The organism is Hufsiella arboris, from assembly GCF_009834875.1.
Taxonomy (GTDB): domain Bacteria; phylum Bacteroidota; class Bacteroidia; order Sphingobacteriales; family Sphingobacteriaceae; genus Hufsiella_A; species Hufsiella_A arboris.
The window spans coordinates 292,723-315,353 of sequence record NZ_WVHT01000002.1; the positions used below are offsets into that span (position 1 = coordinate 292,723).

The 22,631-nt window shown below is 42.2% G+C and carries 21 protein-coding genes; 15 read left to right on the plus strand and 6 right to left on the minus strand.

Annotated features, from left to right (window positions below; genetic code table 11):
* Positions 1-34: 34 nt before the first annotated feature.
* A complete protein-coding gene (locus GS399_RS05030) occupies positions 35-1,024 on the minus strand; it encodes a putative phage abortive infection protein (protein ID WP_160843507.1) in 990 nt (329 codons plus the stop codon).
* Between the two features lie 406 nt (positions 1,025-1,430).
* Here GS399_RS05030 and GS399_RS05035 point away from each other — a divergent pair, with 406 nt between their 5' ends.
* Positions 1,431-1,664, plus strand: a complete 234-nt coding sequence (locus GS399_RS05035; RefSeq protein WP_160843508.1) for a hypothetical protein — start codon at positions 1,431-1,433, stop codon at positions 1,662-1,664.
* A 91-nt stretch (positions 1,665-1,755) separates the two neighbouring features.
* Here the strand turns inward: GS399_RS05035 and GS399_RS05040 are convergent, their stop codons facing one another.
* The 3 genes from GS399_RS05040 to GS399_RS05050 all read right to left on the minus strand — a co-directional run bounded on the left by GS399_RS05040 (position 1,756) and on the right by GS399_RS05050 (position 4,354).
* Positions 1,756-2,421 (minus strand): response regulator, encoded by a 666-nt coding sequence (locus tag GS399_RS05040; protein ID WP_160843509.1) that lies wholly within the window; start codon positions 2,419-2,421, stop codon positions 1,756-1,758.
* Between the two features lie 9 nt (positions 2,422-2,430).
* Entirely contained in the window at positions 2,431-4,101 is a 1,671-nt protein-coding gene (locus GS399_RS05045) for a tetratricopeptide repeat-containing sensor histidine kinase (RefSeq protein ID WP_202409379.1), read from the minus strand.
* Between the two features lie 94 nt (positions 4,102-4,195).
* The gene (locus tag GS399_RS05050; RefSeq protein ID WP_160843510.1) at positions 4,196-4,354 is read right to left on the minus strand and encodes a hypothetical protein; all 159 of its coding nucleotides are present in this window, start codon (positions 4,352-4,354) and stop codon (positions 4,196-4,198) included.
* A gap of 367 nt (positions 4,355-4,721) precedes the next feature.
* Between GS399_RS05050 and GS399_RS05055 the strand changes: the two genes are divergently transcribed.
* The 8 genes from GS399_RS05055 (at position 4,722) to GS399_RS05090 (ending at position 12,894) form a co-directional block, all read left to right on the plus strand.
* Positions 4,722-5,705, plus strand: a complete 984-nt coding sequence (locus GS399_RS05055) for a hypothetical protein (protein ID WP_160843511.1) — start codon at positions 4,722-4,724, stop codon at positions 5,703-5,705.
* A 216-nt stretch (positions 5,706-5,921) separates the two neighbouring features.
* On the plus strand, positions 5,922-6,131 hold the full coding sequence (locus GS399_RS05060; protein WP_160843512.1) for a hypothetical protein: 210 nt from the start codon (positions 5,922-5,924) through the stop codon (positions 6,129-6,131).
* Positions 6,132-6,614: 483 nt separating this feature from the next.
* Positions 6,615-7,691 carry a type I restriction endonuclease gene (locus GS399_RS05065; protein ID WP_160843513.1) on the plus strand — a complete coding sequence of 359 codons (1,077 nt, stop codon included), beginning with the start codon at positions 6,615-6,617 and terminating at the stop codon, positions 7,689-7,691.
* A 143-nt stretch (positions 7,692-7,834) separates the two neighbouring features.
* On the plus strand, positions 7,835-8,185 hold the full coding sequence (locus tag GS399_RS05070; RefSeq protein ID WP_160843514.1) for a hypothetical protein: 351 nt from the start codon (positions 7,835-7,837) through the stop codon (positions 8,183-8,185).
* A 1-nt stretch (position 8,186) separates the two neighbouring features.
* Positions 8,187-9,425 carry a DUF4407 domain-containing protein gene (locus tag GS399_RS05075; RefSeq protein WP_160843515.1) on the plus strand — a complete coding sequence of 413 codons (1,239 nt, stop codon included), beginning with the start codon at positions 8,187-8,189 and terminating at the stop codon, positions 9,423-9,425.
* The gene (locus GS399_RS05080; RefSeq protein ID WP_160843516.1) at positions 9,422-10,405 is read left to right on the plus strand and encodes a DUF4407 domain-containing protein; all 984 of its coding nucleotides are present in this window, start codon (positions 9,422-9,424) and stop codon (positions 10,403-10,405) included. The genes GS399_RS05075 and GS399_RS05080 overlap by 4 nt, the downstream gene beginning before the upstream one ends.
* A complete protein-coding gene (locus tag GS399_RS05085) occupies positions 10,398-12,383 on the plus strand; it encodes a DnaJ domain-containing protein (protein ID WP_160843517.1) in 1,986 nt (661 codons plus the stop codon). The genes GS399_RS05080 and GS399_RS05085 overlap by 8 nt, the downstream gene beginning before the upstream one ends.
* 1 nt (position 12,384) lies before the next feature.
* Positions 12,385-12,894 carry a hypothetical protein gene (locus tag GS399_RS05090; RefSeq protein ID WP_160843518.1) on the plus strand — a complete coding sequence of 170 codons (510 nt, stop codon included), beginning with the start codon at positions 12,385-12,387 and terminating at the stop codon, positions 12,892-12,894.
* 10 nt (positions 12,895-12,904) lie between these two features.
* Here GS399_RS05090 and GS399_RS05095 read toward each other — a convergent pair whose 3' ends face one another.
* Together GS399_RS05095 and GS399_RS05100 are read right to left on the minus strand one after the other, a co-directional pair.
* Entirely contained in the window at positions 12,905-13,255 is a 351-nt protein-coding gene (locus GS399_RS05095; RefSeq protein WP_160843519.1) for a DUF4325 domain-containing protein, read from the minus strand.
* A gap of 65 nt (positions 13,256-13,320) precedes the next feature.
* Complete coding sequence (locus GS399_RS05100; RefSeq protein WP_160843520.1) at positions 13,321-14,247, minus strand: hypothetical protein; 927 nt, start codon at positions 14,245-14,247, stop codon at positions 13,321-13,323.
* An 835-nt stretch (positions 14,248-15,082) separates the two neighbouring features.
* Here GS399_RS05100 and GS399_RS05105 point away from each other — a divergent pair.
* From GS399_RS05105 to GS399_RS05125, 6 genes are all read left to right on the plus strand, one after another.
* Complete coding sequence (locus tag GS399_RS05105; RefSeq protein ID WP_160843521.1) at positions 15,083-18,130, plus strand: DEAD/DEAH box helicase; 3,048 nt, start codon at positions 15,083-15,085, stop codon at positions 18,128-18,130.
* A gap of 449 nt (positions 18,131-18,579) precedes the next feature.
* A complete protein-coding gene (locus GS399_RS21070; protein ID WP_369410105.1) occupies positions 18,580-18,651 on the plus strand; it encodes a DUF5763 domain-containing protein in 72 nt (23 codons plus the stop codon).
* Positions 18,652-18,803: 152 nt separating this feature from the next.
* Positions 18,804-19,130, plus strand: a complete 327-nt coding sequence (locus GS399_RS05110) for a hypothetical protein (protein WP_160843522.1) — start codon at positions 18,804-18,806, stop codon at positions 19,128-19,130.
* Between the two features lie 446 nt (positions 19,131-19,576).
* On the plus strand, positions 19,577-20,029 hold the full coding sequence (locus tag GS399_RS05115) for a hypothetical protein (RefSeq protein WP_202409380.1): 453 nt from the start codon (positions 19,577-19,579) through the stop codon (positions 20,027-20,029).
* A gap of 2 nt (positions 20,030-20,031) precedes the next feature.
* Positions 20,032-20,214, plus strand: a complete 183-nt coding sequence (locus GS399_RS05120; RefSeq protein ID WP_160843523.1) for a hypothetical protein — start codon at positions 20,032-20,034, stop codon at positions 20,212-20,214.
* Complete coding sequence (locus GS399_RS05125; RefSeq protein ID WP_160843524.1) at positions 20,204-22,630, plus strand: AAA family ATPase; 2,427 nt, start codon at positions 20,204-20,206, stop codon at positions 22,628-22,630. Before GS399_RS05120 ends, GS399_RS05125 begins: the two co-directional genes overlap by 11 nt.
* The last annotated feature ends 1 nt before the right edge of the window (position 22,631 follow it).

Below are 22,631 nucleotides of genomic sequence, written 5' to 3' on the forward strand. Positions count from 1 at the left end.
CAATAAGGAAAGCAGCCATCCGTATGCTAACTTCCTAATTCGTTTCCCGATAGCCTTTTTCAAGTTCGTCCCGCGTGTTTGTTTTTTTATCGCCATCGTATTGTACGTTTGGGTAGTAATATCTGACTTCGATTCCGCTGGTGAATCCATCGGGAATGTTTTTAATCAGGTTGTATTTAGTGATAAGCTGTTTTTCTAAGGGGAGGCCGGGGGCTTGCTCCCAAGGTCGTCCGAGATCGGATAGGGAGTTGTAAAAGAGAAAGGCCTGTTCCTGCGTGGACAATTGGGCTCGCAGGATCTTGATATAATGGTATTTGTCGTCGTATGTTAATAGTTTATTTGACTGTTCATCGGCGAATGTGACGGTTTGATAGAGGTGCCGGTAGTAATGCCCCAGTCGGACCTGATTGCCATTGAATATCTTATACTTTTCGCCGAAAAGGCAGTTAATGTTTTGAGCGCATTCGGACTGACATTCCTGAAAGTATTGAAATAACATTTCCTTTTCAAAGGGCTGTTCCTTCAGTCTTTTGTTTAAAATCGTTTTGGAAGTTTCACCGACGGCACCGAAGAAAAAGCACAGATACGCGATATTTAACTTCTGATCTTCTCCGAGATCCAGTTTTTGGTCCTTATTGAAAGCTTCGACTATCTTTTTACAGCATTTGAATTCTTCCTGCAAAACGATGAATGCCATTTTACCACTGAATTCTCCGATCTTTAAATCGTTTGCATTCTCCCGGTGTATTTTGATGAGATCGAAAAACTTGCTCTCAAAGAGCTGCTTGTTGAAGTTTGCCTGCTGCGCGTCCAATGTGTTGATTAGCAGGAAAATGCCAGCCAGGGAAAATAATGCGCTTAACAGGCCGCCGACGAGTGTTCCATAACTGGAAAATATTTCCGGATTAATGTACCGGTGTGAAGATAATTCGGAGCTTTTAAAAAGGTATAGCAGCAATAATAAAAATGCAATGAAAGCACTGACAGCAATTATCCAAAATGCAATTTTTTTACCGTCGATCATTGCTTTAATTTAATTGAATTAATTTAACAATTTTTGGCGGTTCCGGTCGAGGAAATAGTTGAATTTTTTCCTGGGTTGCAACGGTCGTAGTTCTGGCCAGGTTACGTTTTTGTCGATTAGCTCCTGCGGACGCCTTGTTTAAAGTATCGGTTCAATGTTTAGATAAGGAAGAAATTTACCTCCGTTGTCTTAATTGAGAAAGCAGACATTGGATCGGGGGGAATTAATCATGCCAGATCGTTTGAAACTCCATTTATTTCGTCAATAATCGTGAAAAAGATTTGCTGGAAATAGATGCTGATGTGAAGACATATGCATCCAATATAACCAGATGTTCGTCCATTAATACTGGTTCTGTAAATACTTTTTAAACGTAATGCATTATTTATTATAATTAATGTGCAGGATGACAGCGAAATCAATTAACGAAGAGGACGATTTGCCGATAACCGTAGTACTCAAACGGGTCGAGAAAGGTTCAAAGCGCGTATTGCAGGAAGTGGACGCATTGAATTTGGGCCGGACAACAGTAAAACGGAATGGGGTCTACCGGACATTCAACGATGGTACATTCGTAAAAATAGCTGATGGTGAGTTTAAAAAAAAGCGTATTTCTCAAAAACAGGTCAGGTTGTTTTAATGCCGACCAAAACTAGGTTCCGGGATTTGCCGGGCCAAACGGTTTCGGGAAAACCACCTTGTACAATTTGATTAAGTTAGTCCTCGGCTAATCAAATGATGCCAAGATCCTTGCAGGCCGCCACGAGTTGTTCATTTTTTGCACAGTTCAATGCTTCCCTGATCGTGAAAAGCCGTTTCTCAACACTGCTTAAGCCCGATGGCCGGATTTGTTTTCGTTCCAGGTGTAGGGGAATATCCTTTTGCAGGACTCCCTTGGCAAGTAATGAGATGATCTCGATATCGAATTCACTGAATTGATAGACATTTTTTTGCTTGATGGCCTGGCGCAAATGAACGGGCAGATGCTGCCGTCCGCTGAAAATCTTTTCTAACGCATCTTTCAGTTCCTGTGCGTCGCGACGTGCTTTCCGGACATAGCCGTTAATTCCCAGTTCAGTAAAAAGGGGCTCAATGACGCCTGCCTTATTTTCTGCGGAAAAGACCAATATTTTTAGTCCTGGTTGATGTTTCCGTGCCGCAGCGATCAGGTTCTGACCGGTCTTAATATGTTGAACTGTTCCGTCTTCCTCAAACGATAAATCAGTAATAAGCAGTTCATACGGATCGCCCTCTTTTGAGGCTTTGTTCAGCCTTTTTAACGCGTCATCGCAGAAAAATACATAGTCCGTTTTCCCGATTCCGAAATCTTCGAGTGTTTTACGAACAGAAATGTTTGCGCTTTCATGATCTTCGGCTATTAAGACGTTTTTAAACATAGTATCGCATTATTCAAGAGGAAACGACATTGTAATCCATAAACCGTTCGACGGTCCGGCTTCAAATTTAAGCTCTCCCTTCATCACGCTAATACGGTTTCCCGTATTGGTAAGACCGTTGCCTAATAAAACGTTTTCTGTCATACCAACTCCATCGTCATGATAGCGAATAAATATTGTTTCCGTTTCCCGCTTGAATCTAAGGGTGACATGGCTGGCTTTGCTGTGCTTTTTCATGTTGATCATAAGCTCCTGTAAAATGCACCATACCTCATTTTGCATAGCAGGACTTGTGCCTGACCAGGTTTGTTGGTTATTTCCGATGATAACTACTTTGGTGTTGGGCTGATCAAAGGAACTGATCAGACCGGTAATCTTTTCGTGAAAACTTTGGCTGTGTACGGAGGATCTATCGTAGGAGATGTCCCGGGATTGCTCATACAGTGCATCGATTTCATCAATGAGCTGTTCCTTTGAAAGCTGATCCTTATATTCCAATTCTGTCATTATCCGGTACAGTCCGTTAGCAACAACATCGTGTACCTTTTTAGAGGTGCGTAATTTATGTTCTTGTATGGCATTTTGAGCTTCGAGTTCTATTCGCCGTTTTCGTTTTTTATACCATACAACAGCGATGGTTGCAGCGCTGATAAGAAACGCCAGTATTCCATAGAGCATGAGGCGCTGCCGCACGATCTGAAATTTTTTCTCGGTATTGTCCTTCTGAAGCCTTAGATTATCTGATTTGTTTTTCTCGGCATCGTATCGGATTAACGCAAATTGATTCTTGGCGGCGTTGCGGGCAGTTTGAAGGCTATCGTTTAATCGTTGATAGCGGATAAAATATTGTTGTGCAGCTTTAGCCGGAGCCAGCTTGATTAATTTTTGCAAAGCTTCCAGCTGGTCGTCGGGACTATCGAGGGTAGTCGCTATCCGAAACATCTGACGGGCATAAAAGAGTGCTGAATCGGGATTTCGCGTGGTGTAGAAATCTGTCAGGTGGGCATAGCTGGCGTTTAATCCCCAGGTGTCTTTTTTTAGTTGACGGATTTGCATCGCTTTTTGCAACTCCGGCGCAGCATTATAGGAAGGAGTTTGCAGCCATTTTGTCCTGGCCAGATTCGACAGGATTCTCGCGTAGTCGGAACTATTCTTTTTAGTTTGGCCAAGAGTCGTTTTATATAAGTTGATGGCTTGAGGATAGCTTCCTTTCTTTTGATACGCGAGGGCCTTGTTATTCTGAATGACAAGCTGGAAATCCTTGTGGTCGGAGAAGGTGCTGGCCTTATTGTGAAACCGGATGGCGGCATCATAGTCTTTTAAATTGAGGCTGGTTAACCCGAGTTCATTAAAATCGGAGGCCAGGCAGGTCCTGTCCGCCTTTTTTGTTTCATTCAGAAACCCGAGAGAGGAAAGTAAGCTTTCCTGGCATCCGAAAAAGTCACCTGCTTCCGACTGGATAACAGCCATGTTGTTGTAGGCTACGGCAATCTGCAAACTGTCTTTTGAACCGGAAACAACCTTATTGAAATAATAAAATGCAGAGTCATTTTGATGGTAGAGGAAAGATTGGGCCTTTTTATAGTCCGGGTTTTCTTTGACGGCAACAGGCGGTATTTGCTTTTGACATGAACAAAAGACCAAAACCAGCGCACTTAAGATGAGTAAACCTTGTTTCAATATGCTCTAAAAATAGCAAAAAAGCTTTGCCATTAATCTGGTTTGATGTACAAAAAATAAGGCAAGACGATGCTTGCCTTATTTAATCGGGAGCTTAGTTTCCCGGAGGTGGCGGGGGTGGTGTAGGTGGTATATGACCGCCTTCGCCGCCGGTATCTACATTTAGTACTGTAGGTTTGCTATCGCTGGAAGTTTTCGGTGCGGACACAGAACTTCCTAAGGCCAATAATATGGCAACAAATATTTCAAACATGATCGTATTTTTTTAAAGGGTTAATAATTCTGCAGGTACTCCCGGCTCTGAGCCGGGGCAGCACTGCAACTGCTCGTAAGAAGCGCTTCTTACATTTTTGGGAAGTTTGAGCATCGATCACGGGGGCTGGTAACCGCTTCCCAAGCCAGCTATCGGCCACCGTTTTCTTTGCTCATTTGTTGAAACCGGTTATGTACATGAATCCCGCTAGCTAACGGGTTCTACCTGATTTCTGAAGCAAAATTATCTGGCCTGAAGTGCCTGTGGAAGGAAAATTCCGGTAATTCCGATCTTTCCGGCGGAATTCCGGAAAAGCCTGTACGATTCCGAAAATTCCATTAGTTTTACCTGTAAATCTGTTGGATAAATGTTTGCTGAATACCAAAAACAGGTGCTGGATTTTTATAAAAGAAAGTGGAACTCAGGTGATCTTTCGTTGAATCTGATGCACCCGACTTCCGCCAAGATTAAATCGGAATGTTTGTTGGTTTTCGAAAAAAGGTCTAAACGAAAGGATGAAACGATGCTCCGCTCTTTTTTTTCAGCCGACCCAACTGCCGACTTTCGGCTAATCATCAAAAAGTTTGAGACAGATAAGTTTAAACCCTTAAATAATTACCTGAAAAATAGTACAGGTAAGACAGAGGAAAAAAACATCGAACTATTGGCCTGGTTGATTGATTTTGAACCAAGGCCGTTTAAACCAGAGAATTTCGTTGATGAGCAGGGTAATTCTGAACAATCGGAGAAGAAAGATTCGGCGGACAGCGAACTTTCCTGGATTGAACCCGAAGTGGCTGAAACCGAAACTACATCGGAAGACCCTTCCGGTCTGACAAGCGGCACATCGGGTGATGAGATGGGTCAACCAGAGCCGACCAGTATCGGGCCAACGGATGTTGCGCCGGAGGAAGATAAGAAGGTTAGTGGAAATACGGTAGGAAGAAAGATGGTTCTCGCGGGAATCTTGCTTGTCTGCATCGGCGGAATTGCAGCTTTTCTGTTATGGCCGGGTCGGCAGGCTGGCGAGGTTTCTCCTCCCAGAGCGCCTCTTGGTAGTGAAGAGGAATGTATGTACTGGACCGGCGATCGTTACCAGGCGATAGCTTGTTCCGGGAAAACCGATGGCACGCGGCTTTATGCGCTTGATAAGGATAAATTAATGCATCTGCAGAAAATCAGCCGGCCGGATACTATTAGCAGAAGAGGTGTCGGGCATGTCTGGTACGCAAAAATCGATGGTAAAATTGAGTTTTATACTTCCGCCGGATTTCACCCGGTTTACACGGATATCCGCCTGAAGCCGTTGACTTTGTATATGTACAATAAATACATTTATCACTACCAGTAAAGAGTGATCCAGCCGCCGCAAGCCTGTCCTCATCCATGTGAGCTACTTGCCGGAATACGGGCACTTTCTTACCGTGAGCGTAAAGAAAACTTGCCTGCTCTAAAACGCTATTTTCAATTCCCAATCCATTTTTTTTAACGCCTGGCTATTTACGGGAACCCGTAAAAATGAAATGTCTGCCCCGGATAACTTTGAGTCATATCAAAATTAATTGCTATGAATAATAAGTACTATGTCAACGACCGGGAGCAGTCAAACGGCGATCATGAGGTACACCGTGAAGACTGTGATTATCTGCCGACCTTGACGAACCGCCGCTACCTGGGCGTGTTTTCGGACTGCAGGGACGCAGTTACTGAAGCAAAGAAAGTTTTCAGACAGGTGAATGGATGTAAGTTTTGCTCACGGTTATGTCATACCAGCTAATTGATGTCCTGGCAGTGCTTGAAGAAGCAGAAGAGGGCTTTTTTAGGAAAGGTTGATAAAACCTAAATGGATTACTGGGCGAATGCGAATGTTCTTGTTTTTGTATCTACTGCTCGCGGGTTGCGCTCATAGTGATTCAACGACAGTTTATATCTGCGACAGCACCGGAGCCAAACGATACCATTACCAGGCATCCTGTAAGGGGTTGAAAAATTGTAATCACCGTATTTTAAAAATAACGCTGGAAGAGGCGAAAAAGAGAGGAAGAACGCTATGTGGCTGGGAAGACTAGCGAGCGTAAGCAGCAGGTGGAGAATGAAAGATGTTTTAAAACACCTGTCAAAAAAAGGGTTTTTTAACGGTATCAAAAAGGGTGTTTTACATCACACTGAATATCATCGGTCTTCCAATATTTGCTATGACTCTCCCTTTTAATTTTCCTGAAAAACATGCCGGCTGGCAGGCCAAATTAAATGACCAATTATGGACTTCAAAGATCAGATCACTCAACTGGCAAACAGAGTAGAAAAGCTGTTGCCTCAAATTCAAACGGAAGAAGCAACGAAGAACGCCTTAGTGCTTCCATTTATCCAGATTCTGGGTTACGATGTGTTTAACCCGTTTGAGGTAAACCCCGAGTTTATTGCAGACCTGGGGATAAAAAAAGGCGAAAAGGTAGATTATGCAATTATGAAGGACGGCAAGGCGATTCTAATCGTGGAATGTAAGCACCATAAGGAGCAGCTTGACCCGCATAACTCTCAACTTTTCAGGTACTTTCATGTGTCGAATGCTAAATTCAGCTTGCTGACTAATGGTTTAAATTACCGGTTTTATACAGATCTTAAAGATCCCAATAAAATGGATGAGAAGCCCTTCTTCGAGTTTAATATCACTGAAATGAAGGATGCGCAGATTGAGGAACTGAAAAAGTTTCATAAATCGTATTTCGACATAGAAAATATCTCCAATACAGCGCTGGATCTGAAATATACCAGCGAACTGAAAGCGTTGATTACTGCTGAGCTTGCCAATCCTTCGGTAGTATTTGTCAGGCATTTTGCCAGCCAGGTCTACACGGGCAATAAGCTTACCGAAAAAATCCTGACACAATTTGGTGAACTCGTAAAGCGCTCTTCCAACCAGGTACTGAATGATGCAATTACGAACCGGCTGAAGACCGCTTTGAATAAACAGGAGGCAAAAAGCGAGGCCGCTGATGCTCAGGTCACGGCTGATCCGGTTATGGCGGCGGAAAGCGGCGTGCTTACGACCGATGAGGAATTGGAGGGGTATCATATTGTTAAATCCATCCTAAGAACTAAAGTCGAGGCACGGAGGATTGTAGCACGCGACGTTCAGTCTTACTTCGGCGTCTTGCTGGATGATAATAATCGTAAGCCGATTTGTCGCTTGTATTTCAATTCATCGACCAGAAAGTCTATCGGCATTTTTGGAGAGGACCGGAAGGAGACAAAATATGACTTGGGCTCCCTGGACGATATTTACAGCTACAGCCAGCAGCTTGAGCTGGCGGTCGGAAATTATCACAAATCATAGGCATGCTTGCTTATTTGTCAATCGGCCGGAAACGAGGCGTTAAAAGATTCTTTTATGCAGTAGTCAACTTGCTGAATTTTTCCAAGCCGGCCTTCCGGTATTTGGAGTATACGGATTTCTTGATTGACAATCATCCCTGTTTCATGATTTCCTGGAAGTTTAAAGGCGCTTATCAATTGCAGATCGGGCAGCTAAATTACCGGTCATTCGATAAACAGGGAACTGCTTATATCGCCATGCCTGAAGGATTAGGCAGCCTTGATATCCGGATTAATAACGTTTGGCGGAAGGACGGGCGGCGTGTCCGGTTAAGACAAATACACTTGGATAGCCGGATAGCTTTCAAGCCACTGCCCGTTAAAACGCTTGTTTCATTGGCTGGTTTTCATCCCGGAAAGTCCGAGAGCATGGGCACATTAGCTGTCGCTTCTTTTTCATGCAGGATGCGGGTACTTCCTTCTCTAACAATTCAAAATTTAGATTATAAACTTTAGTATGGATAACGAACTGTATAGATCTCCTAGGCCAAGTGCTGCGATGCGGCTCTTTTGGAAGGCAGCTGGTGCTGACCGTTATATTTTAGAAAGAAGTACCTATAGCGACCAGGTAAAATATGTTTGTCTCGGCGGGATTATTATCGCCACGGGCGTGATGGCTGCAATCGCCGGGGGATATGCTTTTTATACCATTTTTGCTCCTAAAGGGAATGCGATTGATTCGTTTAAAGCCGTAGAGGGCGTAGCCAGTAATTATGATCCGACAGATATACCGACGGTTTTAAAATCGATTGTGTTCGGACTGATCTGGGGAGCGATCATTTTCAATATCGACCGCTTTATTGTGACCAGCACGGGAAAAGGGGATGGAACAGAGGCGATCACCCGGAAGGAGCTGGTTGGCGCATTGCCGCGAATTATTATGGGGGCCATTATTGCTCTGACGATTTCCAAGCCGGTTGAAATCAGGATGTTTAAAACGGAAATCGATGTGGCGCTGCATGAAAAACAGATCCAGCAGCAGCAGGCTTATAAGGCAAATATCGACAAGGTATTCAATGATGAGATAGCAAAAAAAGAGCAATCTATTCAGCAGCGGCTTGACCGCATTGCAAAGCTGGAAGAAATCAGTACACAGCGGAAAGCAGATATTGCTTATGAGACGGCGCATGGAGACTGCGGAAGTAAGTGTAATGAGTACAAAAACCAACTGGCGGCTAATGAAGCGGAAATTGCCAGTATTAAAAATGATCCGGAGTACATCAAAGTAAAGAAGGAGCTCGATGAGTTGGAGACAGAACGGAACCTGCGACTCAAAGAATCGGACAAGGTTTCCTCGGGTTTAGACGGGTTGCTGGAACGCATTAAGCTGGCACACGAGCAGGCTGGGTGGGTTATTTCTTTATTTGTGACGCTACTGTTTATGACGATCGAGCTGACGCCAATCTTTTTTAAACTCATGCTCATAAAAAGTCCCTACGACTATATGGAAGAGAATATCAAGGAGTTGATCAAAGCGGATAAAGGAATCGAAATCAAGTACAACTACTATCCTGACGGGGAGGGGCATGAGCGCGATTTGATTATCAACCACGAGGTGCTGAAGGTGTTAAAGGAGAAGATTAAATTGCTGGAAACACAGGCTGAACTGAGTGAAAGTGCAATCGATAGCTGGAAAGTCCGTAAGAAAACGGATATTTTAAATGATCCGGACAGTTTTGTGACCGAAGAATCATGAAGCCGATTGAACGTTCAACGTTTTTTAGTAAAAAAGTTCTGCTCAGCCTGATCGGGGTCGATTATGAGTTGTTTGAACGATCCGGGCGTTCGAATGCCGTCCAATTTGCGATGACCGGCATTTTTGTGATCCTGATTTTGATTATCAGTTTCCTGTCGGTGTTCTATGCATTCGACCTCATGTTTGATAAATGGCATGCTGAGTTATTGCTATCACTTTTCTTTTCGGTCATGTTCTTCAATCTGTACGTCTTTTTGATTCAGACGTTTTCAAAAGAAAGTTTTCCGGGATTTGGCGGAATAAAAATCTTAAACACTTCTAATTTGTCCCGGCTTGGCTTTGTTTTATTACTTGGATTTTTAATTGCTCAGCCAGTTCGAATTTTTCTGCTGCGTTCGAAGCTGGACGTTGATATTGCTGATTTTAAGGCAAAGTTGTATCAAAGTTTTGCTGAAAAGAACGCCCGGCTGTATAGCACTGAAATAAACAACCTTCATGCTAAAAAGCAGCGGTTCATTATGCTGGGCGGTGAGACGGCCGAAGAGGAGATCATTCAGGTTGACAAGGAACTTACCGATATCAATCAAACGGTTGAGCAGGCTAATGCATTGGCGGCAGCAACCATTGATGATTCTAGTTTTTTTATTAAGCGAATAGAATTATCCAATAGATATCCGCAAACAACGATTATTACGACGCTCGTTTTAATCATTTTTTTAATGCCCGTCGCCCTGATTTATTTTGTGCCGACAACAAGTCATTATTACAAACAGAAGAAGGAAAATGAAAGGTCCCTGATCTTAACGAATTACGGGGACTTTAAGATCAGGTATAAACGCTTGTTTCAGGAGAAATACGGTTTAAAGGACATTCAGTTTTATGAGCACTTCGATGATCCTCCTTTTAACTCGTTAAAAAAGTCTAACGGGGCATACTTGAATCAAGATGAATTTTTTGAACGCCTGACCGGTCATGAGTGATTTCAGAAAAGATTATTATGCAATCCTGGGACTTAGTCCGGGAGCAAGCAACGCCGATATAAAGCGGGCTTACAGGAAGCTGGTTAAGCAATATCATCCGGATCTGCATGGTGATCAGGCATCATTCGGAACAAAAATGACCGAGATTAATGAGGCGTACGAAGTTTTGGGAAATGAAGATGAACGGAAGGCTTATGACGCTTATCTCGAAAATAAATTAAAACTTCAGCCAAGCGTTCAAAAGGGACCGGCCGAAAAAAATAAGCGAACTTATACCAAAACGGTGACCGTCGATCGCGAAAATCGTTGTTACCTCAAAGGGACGCTTTGCATAAAGTTTAAAGGGGTTCCTGAAAACCGTCCGGACGAAAATATCTTTAGAGAGATATCATATAATCTAAAGGCCACAGAGATTTCTGCGATAATAAACCGGAGGGATATTGGCGAGGAGGGCGTCTTGTCGCTGGAATTCAGGGAGGTGTTCGAACAAAATAAGAAAATAAGTATCCCACTGGACCGCCCCGTGTCCGCCACGGTTATAGCTAACGACGGTACGGCGGAACGATACCTGCTGGACTTAAACGAGGTGAGGGTACCGTCACCGGAAATAGTTGATGTAACAAAACATGAGGGGGACAGTTACGGAACATTAACCGGGGTTTTCTATGCGTATATCAGAAAAGTCGTCAGTGAGGAGAAAGATATTGAAGTCACTGAATGTTTCGGCGAGACCGGGCATGTCGAAGAAAAATTCGAAAACGGCATCAGGCATTATCGGAAGCAGTATTATCATGTAGATTGTTCAACGTATTGGGGGGACTGGATTATCGATACGCCGAAGCCTACCACCATTCCAACGGGAAGAACTGAAAAAAAAGGTGCTTATTCTCGAACTGAATATTATTATTCGGACAGGAAGAAAAAATACTGGGGAAACTGGGTGTACCAGCCTGTCAGCAGCCACGCAAGTGCAGCGGGTTGTGCCGGCCCTTTGCGCCTGTTGATCGGATTGATTCTGGCGGGTATTTTCTTATATCATCTGCTCCCTGCCTTGTTGTTTATCGTTCCTTTTTTTGTTTTAATCATACTCCTTCAATTTGTGCCGCCAAAAGTGTGGACCGGAATTGTGATGGTTGTTATTAGCTGTTTTGTGCTGATTTCCCTGGCTGCGCTGATTTCCTTGTTTACTGCTTCCCGGAATCGTGCCGGGCAACATAACCCGGCTGAAAACAGCGTGACCACGAACTACGAGCCTGTTAAAAAAAATTCAGCTAAACCTTCGCGTGATACGCTGGTAGTTCATGACATTTCCTGGAAGGATTATGATGGCAGAAAATACCAGGGGCGCTTCTGGGTCAAAAAAAGCGCTGTGACGGCTGCCAGCAAATTTAAAAACGAGCTGGATGCGGGTTCGTTTGGCGTAAACGGGTACGCCGGGATAGTTTCTTCTTTGAAAGAACATGATTCAACAGCGCTTAACGGGGTTTATGGGATGCTGGATTCCATACGTAAAACGGATTCCTTGTCCGCTCCGCGTTTTGCTGAGACGGTGGTTTCACTCGTGCAGTCAATTCCTTACACACTCATACTTCCGCAGGATTGTAATCCGGATCTTTACCATGACCCGTATATTTCCACCTACCTGAACTCACCTTCTCCGAAATGCGAAGGTTTTCAGCGCTTCGGCATTAATTCGCCGGTTGAGTTTTTAGGCTCATTGCATGGCGATTGTGATACGCGTACGCTGTTGTTATACTCAATATTGTCTCATTATGGCTACCGGGTGGCGATGTTAAGCAGTGAGCATTACAATCATTCACTGCTGGGAATTGATCTGCCGTTTGACGGGGCTGCATTCAATGACGGCGGCCAGCGTTATGTGCTGTGGGAAACGACTTATGCCGGTATTCAACCCGGTTTAATAGCAGGTGCGGTTGCTAACCTGGATTACTGGAAAATTACTATAAAATCTAACTGATATGACTTCGTTTAAGATTCTGACCATGTCTCTGGCAATTTCTGTTTTTTTAATAGTCTTAGTTGGGCTGATTTGGGGGCTGTTATGGAAACGTTTTAAATCTAAGAATGCGGCGGACGGGAATTTAAATCCCGCGTATGTCACCTGGTTTTCGGGACTTTTTGTGGCAGGCTTGATTGTTTTATCGGATGTTATGAAAGCAGTGCAGGAGGCTTCGGATAATTTGCTGAAGCTGGATGCTGACGGGTTAAAAATGAATACCGCTAAAACAATCCTGGTGATCGAAGCAGTGGCGCTTTGCTGGTTTATTGTGCTTTACCTGGTTGTGGAATCGGTGTTCAGGCTGTTGTTCCGGAAAGTAGATGAGCATGTGCAGATGCAGGAAGAGATGGTTTCTTATTTTTTGTTTAAAGGGTTTTTTGTGGTGGGTGTTGTTTATAGCTTTTCAGTCGTTTTACAAACGGTTTTGAGGTTGTTTATACCGTCTGTCGATTTACCGTTTTTTCATTAGGAGATAGGTATTACCATGCATAAGAAAAATCCGTCAATTTGCTTAAATTATCAAATGACAAAACTTTGTAATTGGTGTTTACTGGGTTACGTTGAGTCTGAGTCTTTGCAACACTATTTAACATTTCGACAATTCCGAAATCAGCATTGTTAATCACTAAATCGATATTTTCAAGTCGCGAGACTTCTTTATGGAATTGATCAGCAAAAGATCTGGACATAAATAGCACACTTTGAAAATCCAGTTCTATTTTTTTACTAGTTCCTAATTCTTCTTTAATTAGGTTTGTAAGCCGACTGGCACTTTCTCGAGTGTCTAACGTAGCGGGTAAAAACGAAACGATTTTGATCTCTGATGTCATAACGTCATGCTTTAAGTTGCAAATTTAGTGAAATATAACTCATCTTATATCATGTGAGTTTCAAGTTAGTCTGTGTAATTATATAGATTAAAACCAGCTTTTGCAACAACTGGTATTCTAAGACATAGATACACGCCCTGCCAATAGATTGTTTGAGGTAATTCAATTACGTTATTTAATTCAGAATTATGAATATTAAAGACATTACCTGACCAAATAAAGTATTTACCGTTTAGACCTTTTGTCAATACCTCTTTAGAGGTGCTAATTCCAAATCCCCGATCTACGTTACCGCCTTTGGTTGATTGACCACTTAATGCCGCTTTCATAGCTTCTAAATGCGTATTTATTTGATTTTTGTATTTGTCAAAATTCTGATAGGATTCAAGTAAAGTTCTCCCTATATCCGCTATGGCAATATCGATGTAACCCTTTGAAGGGTAATACTGAGCGAGTAAATATCCGCAATCATCGTATGAATGATGCAAGATGTTATTTATTGCTTCGTCCAGGAGATACATCAAGGCTCCCATTTCTGGATTTTTAATTTGGCTGATTCTGACAAGCAATCGATTAATGGCGCTTAGGAATTGGTCTCGAATGGCTGATACCTCATTTCCATCTCCCGCCGGAAAAGTGATTATCGGAATGTAAGTCTTGTTTTGAAATTTTTCCATGAATTTTTCAAATGACGAATCTGAAAGGTCTAACGGATCGATTCCATTCGGAAAAGAAAGGCAATTCATGTATTCGCTCGTTGATGCGTCGATAAAGTCATCGTTTATTACTAACGATTGACCACTCCTGCCATATTGCTTTTTTATTAACGGTAAGGCCAACGTGTAAAATGGGTGGGTGAATTTCGCCTCGCGATAGTTCAACTCGATTTCCTTGCAACCGCTAGCGCTTTGCACCTGTTCAAGTAGGCTAAAAAGACTTTGAATAGGGTGCCCAAAATTATCAGAGAATCGTGAGGGAAGTTTTATGACCATTACGCAAAACTAAATAAATATAGAATATTTCAGTGGTTGGACCGTGGGAATGGAAGATGAGCCTTTTGTGGCTTCTGGTAACGTGCTTCACGTTATTTATAATAGAAGCAAGCAAAAGTGCTAATTTTTAGTCGCCTCGCTATTATGGCCGATGTAAGTTGTATGCCAACGTATTTAATTTGTAACTCTTTAATTAACCTGCGCTTAATCGAGTCTGATTTTAAGTATCGCATGTGTTACGGGAACCCGTAAAAATGCTTTTGAAAATATACCCTTAGCTATGTCGCTTAATAACAAAGGGAATCGGTAATCATGTCGTATCGTTGTGAGGCAAATTACGTGAAGGAACTAAATAAAGCAGATTGTCCGAAAAATGATACCGGAGACTTTTGCCTGACACGTGAAGTAATGGCATTTAATTCATTAACGTACTAACTAGATCTATTTACAATGGCAAAAGTAGCACCCTTTCATTCTGTTAAACAAACTGTCTATCATGACAACAGCAAGTGTACAGAAGGAAATAACATTGAAAGAGCTAATCTGCGATCAGGCACAGGAGGCAAGCCGAAATGTCAGCACTGTAATCGGTTAAATTAAATTTTACCTTTAATCCTGGCAATCTTTGTGAATTACAGAGCTTAAGACTCTGTAATTCTATCATATGGATATCCATCTATCAACTTTCATTACATATAGCTTTGCCGTTCCTGTGTCACCGCAATATTAGCTAATTCATAATATTCCATATTTGGTGAAGTTGGGTTAACCATATTTTATTTGATTCCAACTGAAATCGTTGCAGAATATTAGTTTTGTTAAACAAGCTAATCTCTTGAATCACCAACAATCCATACTCTCATTCTGGAAAGACATCGAAATATTCGCCTTACCAGAACTGCCAGCAGATGCTAAAGCAATCAATCTCGATAAACCCTTACCCTGGGAGCTTCCGTTTACACCTAGGCCCAACAGTACCTGGCGGCATACGATCTTTTTCGGTAAGCATAGCAAAGAAAAGATCATCGGTGTCATTGAAAAAGCGATAGGGGATTATACAGAAAAGCCAGACTGGTTACAGAAACCCACCGGTAACACCTGCATGGCGGTGCTGATCCTGGATGAAGAAGGACGACTCTCCGGCGACAGCCCGTATTTACAGGCATCTTACCTCCACGGGATAAAATGCCTGCAGGATGGCAGGTACTTGTCCGGGGTTAACAGTCGCCTGGATGCGATACAGGAAGAGTTTAAGGAGCGGCATCCGTATAGCCAGGACGCAGCGAGCCTGGAAAACATGTCTTCGCCTGTATTCACTCGTTCGCATTTGAAAAATGAGGTCGCTGTCCTGAACCGGCTAAACATCAAAGATGTTCTTTGTGATGCGCAGGTTTATGTACAATCCGCGCAGGTATCCAGGCTGGTTAAAGGAGATACGGCGTTTTTGAACAGCTTTTATCTGAATGACCTGGACAGGCTGATAACTGATTCCGCCCCTTTTGGAAAAGGATTAGCTGGTTATCTTAGCAAGGACGTGAAACTGGACGGGCGCATTGATTTATTAAGCGATGCGGATACTTTTTTTCAGACGCTGGATCCGGCAAAGATGCCTGCGGGTCGCTGGCCGTCTGATCCTGCTCAGGGCTTGTATACCGCTCAGCTCGGCGCGGTAGATACCAGTTTATCGCTGCTCGAAACTGAGGGCATCATCGGGATAAACGGTCCGCCAGGAACTGGTAAAACGACGCTGCTGGCTGACGTTATTGCCGAGATCGTGGTGTTACGTGCGCAAAAGCTGGCTCAAACCAATAGTTCCAATCTTTTCGGTAAGGGTGAACGCATAGAAAGGGAATCTGGCCGATTCTCTTATTATTTTCCTGTTCAAAGCGGGGTGTTCGATGATGCCGGGATTGTGGTGGCAAGTAATAACAATGCAGCGGTAGAGAATATCTCTAAGGAATTGCCGGATGTACGGAAGATTGACCGGATAGCCTTTCCGGGTGCCGGGTATTTCACTGAATATTCTCAAAACCTGATCAAAGGGGAGAGCTGGGGATTGCTGGCTGCAGCCCTGGGGAATGCGGAAAACAGGGCGGCGTTTAAAAATGAGGTTTGGTACGATTATGAGGGGAAACCGGGTTTTTCTACTGCGTTGCAATCTCTTTATAATAACCCGGAGAAGGTAGACCGGACGGTTGATTTCGTGGAACCTTACCAGGAAACTAAAACGGAATTTGAAGATCTGTTAAAGGAGCTTAATGAGTTTAAAAGGTTTGCCGGTGAATTCCACCGGTTGCTGCCCGGATTTTTAAAGGATCAGAAGCTTACAGTTAAACTTGAAAAGGAAATCGGTTTACTAACAAAGTCCATAAAACCGCTACGGGAAAACAGGCAGGGTTTAACAGAGGGTTTGTCTGCTTTACAAGAGCAAATCGCCGAAGCCAGGAATGCTATCCGGCTGCATGAGTCGGTGAAACCTGGCTTTTTCTTCTTTCAGAAGCTCTTTAAAAGCGGACCGTTTGAGGCTTGGAATAAGATTTTTCTTCCTTTGGTGAATGACTATTCAGAGCTATCGGCCCGGCGGAGCAGCCTGCAAAAGGAGCTGGAAGCGCTGGATGCCGGGATTGCTGGCAAAGAAAAGGAACAGGTGGCGCTGCAGGAAAAATTGGATAAGGTCAAACAAAATATAAGGGTGTATAACGGGAAAACGGAGGAACTGCATGAGCGCTATGAAATTGCATATGAGGATATTCCGGGCGAAAAGTTGCTGGTGGCTTTTAAAAGCGATAAAAAGGCTTTCCATAAAGCTAATACCTGGTCGTCGGCGAAGTTGAATCGCCTGAGAAGTGAACTATTCCTGAAGGGCCTGAAGCTGCATGAATACGCGGTTTTAAGAAATGCCAAGGAATTTAAAAACAACATCAGTTTACTGCTGGACTTAATGGATGGTAAGGTGCTGGTGGATAAGCGGATGGCGCCGGGCTTATGGAGGTCTTTGTTCTTTTGCATTCCGGTGGTTTCTACCTCGCTTGCTTCGGTGAGCCGTTTGTTCGGTAGCCTGGGAAAGGAGAGTATTGGCTGGCTGTTACTGGATGAAGCGGGACAGGCTACGCCGCAGTCTGCCGCGGGTATGATATACCGTAGTAAACGAAGTGTCATCATCGGGGATCCTTTGCAGATTGAACCGGTGGTAACAACGCCGGAGAAATTGATCAGCGTTTTGAATGGGCCGTACGAGATCGATCCGCTTTGGTCGCCTTTGAGAGGTTCCGCGCAGATGCTGGCTGACAGGGTAACGGCTACGGGTACCTGGATGAAACAGGGTGACGCGGATGAAGCGATCTGGACGGGTTTTCCGTTGCGTACGCACCGGCGCTGCAATAACCCGATGTTTGATCTTTCCAATGAAATTGCCTATGGCGGGCAGATGGTAAAAGCGGTGGATGATATTCCGTTCGATTGTCCGCTGGGGCCCTCTGGGTGGTTTGATGTAGAAGGCGTAACTATTTATAACAAGCAGGTGGTGGAAGAGGAGCTGGTTTTATTGAAAGAGAAGATCCGTTTACTGGGGAAGGAGCGGGAAGGGGTATTTGTGATCTCTCCGTTTAAGGCGGTGGCGGATCGCTGCAGGCAGGAGCTACAGGTAATAAATCTAAAAGTGTTGTGCGGAACGATTCATACGTTCCAGGGGAAGGAGGCGGATATTGTGTTTTTGGTGCTGGGAAGTGATCCGGCCAGGCCGGGTTCCAGGCAGTGGGCGTCGCAGAAGCCGAATATGCTGAATGTGGCCTTAACAAGGGCAAGGAGGAGGTTTTATGTGATCGGGAGTAAGAAGGGCTGGAAGGGGTATCCGTTTTTTTCGGTGCTGGCGGGGAAGTTGTGAGAAGTGGAGCAGGAGATATGGCGGGTTATTTAGCCTGGTGAGAGTTTATTATGTGGCTTTAACGTGGTAAATAACCCGGGGAAAAATGGGTGATTTAACGGGTGAAAAAAGGGTGTCTTGCATCACAGTTGTTTGTCGCAGTCTTCGCATATTGCGAACCTGTCTGTGAAAAACATGCCTTCTCGGTATGGATGCTTGATAAACCTTACATGAAAAGAATTTATGTTCTCATTATTTGTGCGCTCGGACTGTTGAGTATGCACAAGTCCGAAGCTAATACGCCATTAAATTTAAATGATCATTGGGGGCGCTGTACGGGTAGCTCGTATTGCAGCGCCTGCTCGAATTGCAGCCGCTGTGCGCATTGTAATGCCGGGGGTACTTGCGGTGTTTGTTCTTCGTCTTCCCGGACGGTAAAAAGTACTCCGACAAGTTCACGTTGCAAAGCGATGACGAAAAAGGGTACAAGGTGCTCGCGTAATGCGGGTTCAAGTGGTTATTGCTGGCAGCATAATAAATAGGGAAGCGCATTTTATATAATGTATGTATTTACGGGAAGCCGTAAATATGTCTGAACTACCTGGTTTAACTTTGAGTGATATTAGATGACACACCATTGAAATATTAATTGGTCACGTTCAGCATACATTTTTATTATTAAAATTCAGAAAGAATGATAAAAGATCACGATACATTCATTGCCGCCATACATGCGAAAACTAAAATACGTGTCACCTTTTTTTCGAAAGAGGATGGCTTGAACTTAGTTAGAGTTTGTGCTCCTTTGGATTATGGACCATTCAGGAGAGCAACAGATCAAAGCAAAAACTATTATCATTTTTGGGACTATGAAAGTGATAAAAAAAATCACAATCTCCCCATTTATCACGACAGAATTATATCGCTTCAATTTTTAGAAGATCGTTTTCTTCCTTCGGAATTCGTTACATGGGCTTCCTGTAAATGGTTTATTGTTAGGGATTGGGGACAACATAGTTAAATTATAATGAAGCATTTGTTATCACATCGTTTAAAAAATTACAAACCGCTGCAAAGTAAGGAGTAGCCTAACTAATCTTTCATTTATAGAAACCTTTACTCCAAAATTAGTAAGATCACGATAATTACTAACGCTATCCTAAAAAAAACAGTTATTGAAATTTTATTAAGATGGTGGTATCAGGATTGTCGAACCTTATTGTCACGGCTTGTCTTTGACAGGTAGTAATTTGTTGAGGGCTTTCCAAGTTGGAGGTTATTCATTATCCGGCCTGATAGGTAGGAAACTTTATGATATGTCAAAATCGACGAGTCTTTTAGTGGGTAACGAAGTTTTTTTCTCCGTTATCTGGCCTGGTACCGCAGGGAGATAAAGGAATAATTGAAAGTTATGATGATATATTGAATTAAAGGACTATACCTTTAAGCTAATATATCCATAAAATTATGTCTATTATTTCTATTTATTTTGACGAGCCCAGACCCTTTGAAGCTGTAAATATCAACCCGTTGGGCGGAATTGCCGGACTGTATTTTGTTTTCAGTAAATCAACATTTATTAATTATCCATTTGATACCTCAAGGCTATTGTACATCGGAATGAGTGAAAAAAGAACGAATAGCATTGGGAGCCGGCTCATAGGGCACTTTGGAGGGAAGTCAAAAAATGTTGGTCTGGTCAACTATAGAAAAGTAGAGACTCTTTATTTCACATATATCAATTTTGATATGCTTAAAAAAAATTGGATTTATAGAATTGAAGATCTGGAAAGTTACTTCATTCTAAATTTCGTAGAGCATTTTGGAGTATACCCTATATGTAATAACAAGACGGGATTTGAAATATTAAACAACGTCATTGATACTCACTTTAAAATTGATTGGAACTACTTTAAATAACTATGTCGAATAACGTCAAATCTGGCAAGGAGATCTTAGATGATTTTTTTGCAGAAATCTTAAATATAGAAAATGTAGACCCTGTTATCGCAAAATCTTTAGCCGATCTATATGCTCAAGGCAAGCTAACGGATACAAATGTTAAAAACGAACTACAAAAGATAAGAGAACAAAATGGCCATTAAAATAAAGCAACTCGATCTTGTAGGGCTGCGAGGGGTACAAGATCAGTTTACCCTAAATCTTGAAGGTAAGTCGATATTATTATATGGTGATAATGGAACGGGTAAAAGCAGTATTTCGGACTCGTTAGAGTGGTTTTATACCGATGCCGTATCACATTTATCTGGGGAGGAAATTGATTTGAAAGATGCTTTGCGGAATTCATACATTGCCCCCGAAACTGAATCTGCGATAAAACTTGCTTACACGAAACCGATTATAAATTCTGAACGAAAATTATTTAATAAAAAAGGAAAGTTAGCATGTGAGTTTTCTAATACTTCGACCGACTTTAACGAGTATATAGAAAATTCAAAAAAAGAAAATTTAATTCTTAGATACCAATTTTTAAGGGACTTTATTGATCAGACGAAAGGTAGTAAACTTAAAAACCTATCCGATATCATAGGTTTTTCGGAAGTAACTAAAGCAAAGGAAGTCTTAAAGAAATCTTTTAATTCTATAAAGACCGAAATCAAAAACCAAAATTTTGAGAATCAAATTAACACTCAAAAGCAAACACTGATTGAAAAGATAGGTGCTGCGGTAAGCCAAGAAGCAAACTTGTTTGAGAAAATTAACGAGATCATTCTTTCGCTCGGCTTAGGTATTAACGTGTCGTCAATGAACAATATTGATGAACTTTTGTCGAAGTTAAAAACGCCAACAACAGCAAAATTTGTAAATGAATTGCGTTTCTTAGAAAATTGTCATAATTCATTTGCAACCCTAGAAAATGAAATTGAATTCATTGATTCGGAATATGACAAGTACTACATTGAATTTGAGAAAATTGCAAGCGATGTGCAAAGCATTATGCAAACCTTTCTCGCGGAATTACTTAAAGTAGGCAATGATGTCATCGAGAAAAAATTCCATGAAGACGAAAGTTGTCCATTGTGTCTACAACCCAAAAACATCACTGACCTACAAGCCGAAATCAAGTTGAGACTTCAGGTGATCGGTGAATCCGCAAAAAAGAAAGCTTCCTTTGACAACGCTAAATCCAATATGGCCGCCATTGCAACTGAGCGGATAAGAAGATTAGATATACTTTCATCTGAGGTTTTGTTAAGCCAGGCATCGAACGCCAGTATTAATTCGGCGATCGTCGGACTAAAACAAAAAATGCAGTTTTATCAAAAAGCCGCTGCAGAGAAAGTAACATCCGGGAATAAAATAAATATTCCTTCTGAACTGAAACTTCAGGCATTTGACTTTGCAGAGCAACACGTTATAGCCGATAGAATTACAACCATAAATAGAGCCATCGCAAACGACAATACGACAGTTCTGTATGCCAATATATCTGCTGCAAAAGATGCATTTTTAAAAATCAAACAATTTGAAGTTGATCGGGTGAAACTTGAGTCGCAAAAAAAATCCTTGGAGCTTGTCTATAACGAGTTCGTCAAAAAACAAAAGGAAGGATTACAAAACTTCATAGATACGTTTTCAGGTACTATCAACGATTTCTATCAATACATGAATCCGGGTGAGTTGTTTGAAGAAATCAGGATAGCAACCATCGGGGATGAAGATGAGTTGACGGGCATTACTATTGAATATAAGTACCAGGGAGAGTGGGTGTCTCCTCCGCAAAAATATTTTAGTGAATCTCATTTGAATTGTTTCGGTATCTCCTTTTTCTTGGCATCAGTTGTCGCTTTCAATAAAGAAAATAAATTTCTGGTTTTAGATGATGTCATATCAAGCTTTGACACTAACCATCGGAAAAAATTTGCTGATTTATTGTTTGAAAAGTTCGCTGATCATCAGGTCATATTGTTGACACATGAAGAACAATGGTTCCAATATGTACGCCAACTGGCCAAAAAGAAAGGCTGGTTGATCAATGAAATTAGGTGGAACGAAGCAAAAGGCACTCATTTAGATCAATTGCCAACTGAATTGAAAGATCTGATCGAATCAAGTATTGCGTCAGGCAACATTGCTTTTCTTGGAAACCCGATTAGGAAGTATCTAGAGCATCTATTGAAAATAATTTGTCTGAATCTGGAAGTCAAATTAAGTTTTCGCTTTAATGATATTAACGAAAAACGTATGCCGGACGAAATGTTGAGCGAATTAAAGTCTAAAATTAATAAAAGTAGTAATGATTTGAAAGCGAAACTCCCCATTATAGACGGTCTTGCTAGCTCCGCAGTATTAGGCAATTTATTGTCTCATGATAATCCTTTTAATCCAAAGTTAGGTGATCTGAAAGCTTTTTGGAATGACATTAAGGAGTTTGAACATCTTTTTTGTTGTCAGGAAACAACGTGTACTAAACCGGAAGTTTCATTAAAAAATTATGATACAGTAGCTAAAACGGTAAGGTGTGGTTGTGACAAAACAAAATACGATTGGAAGAAATAAT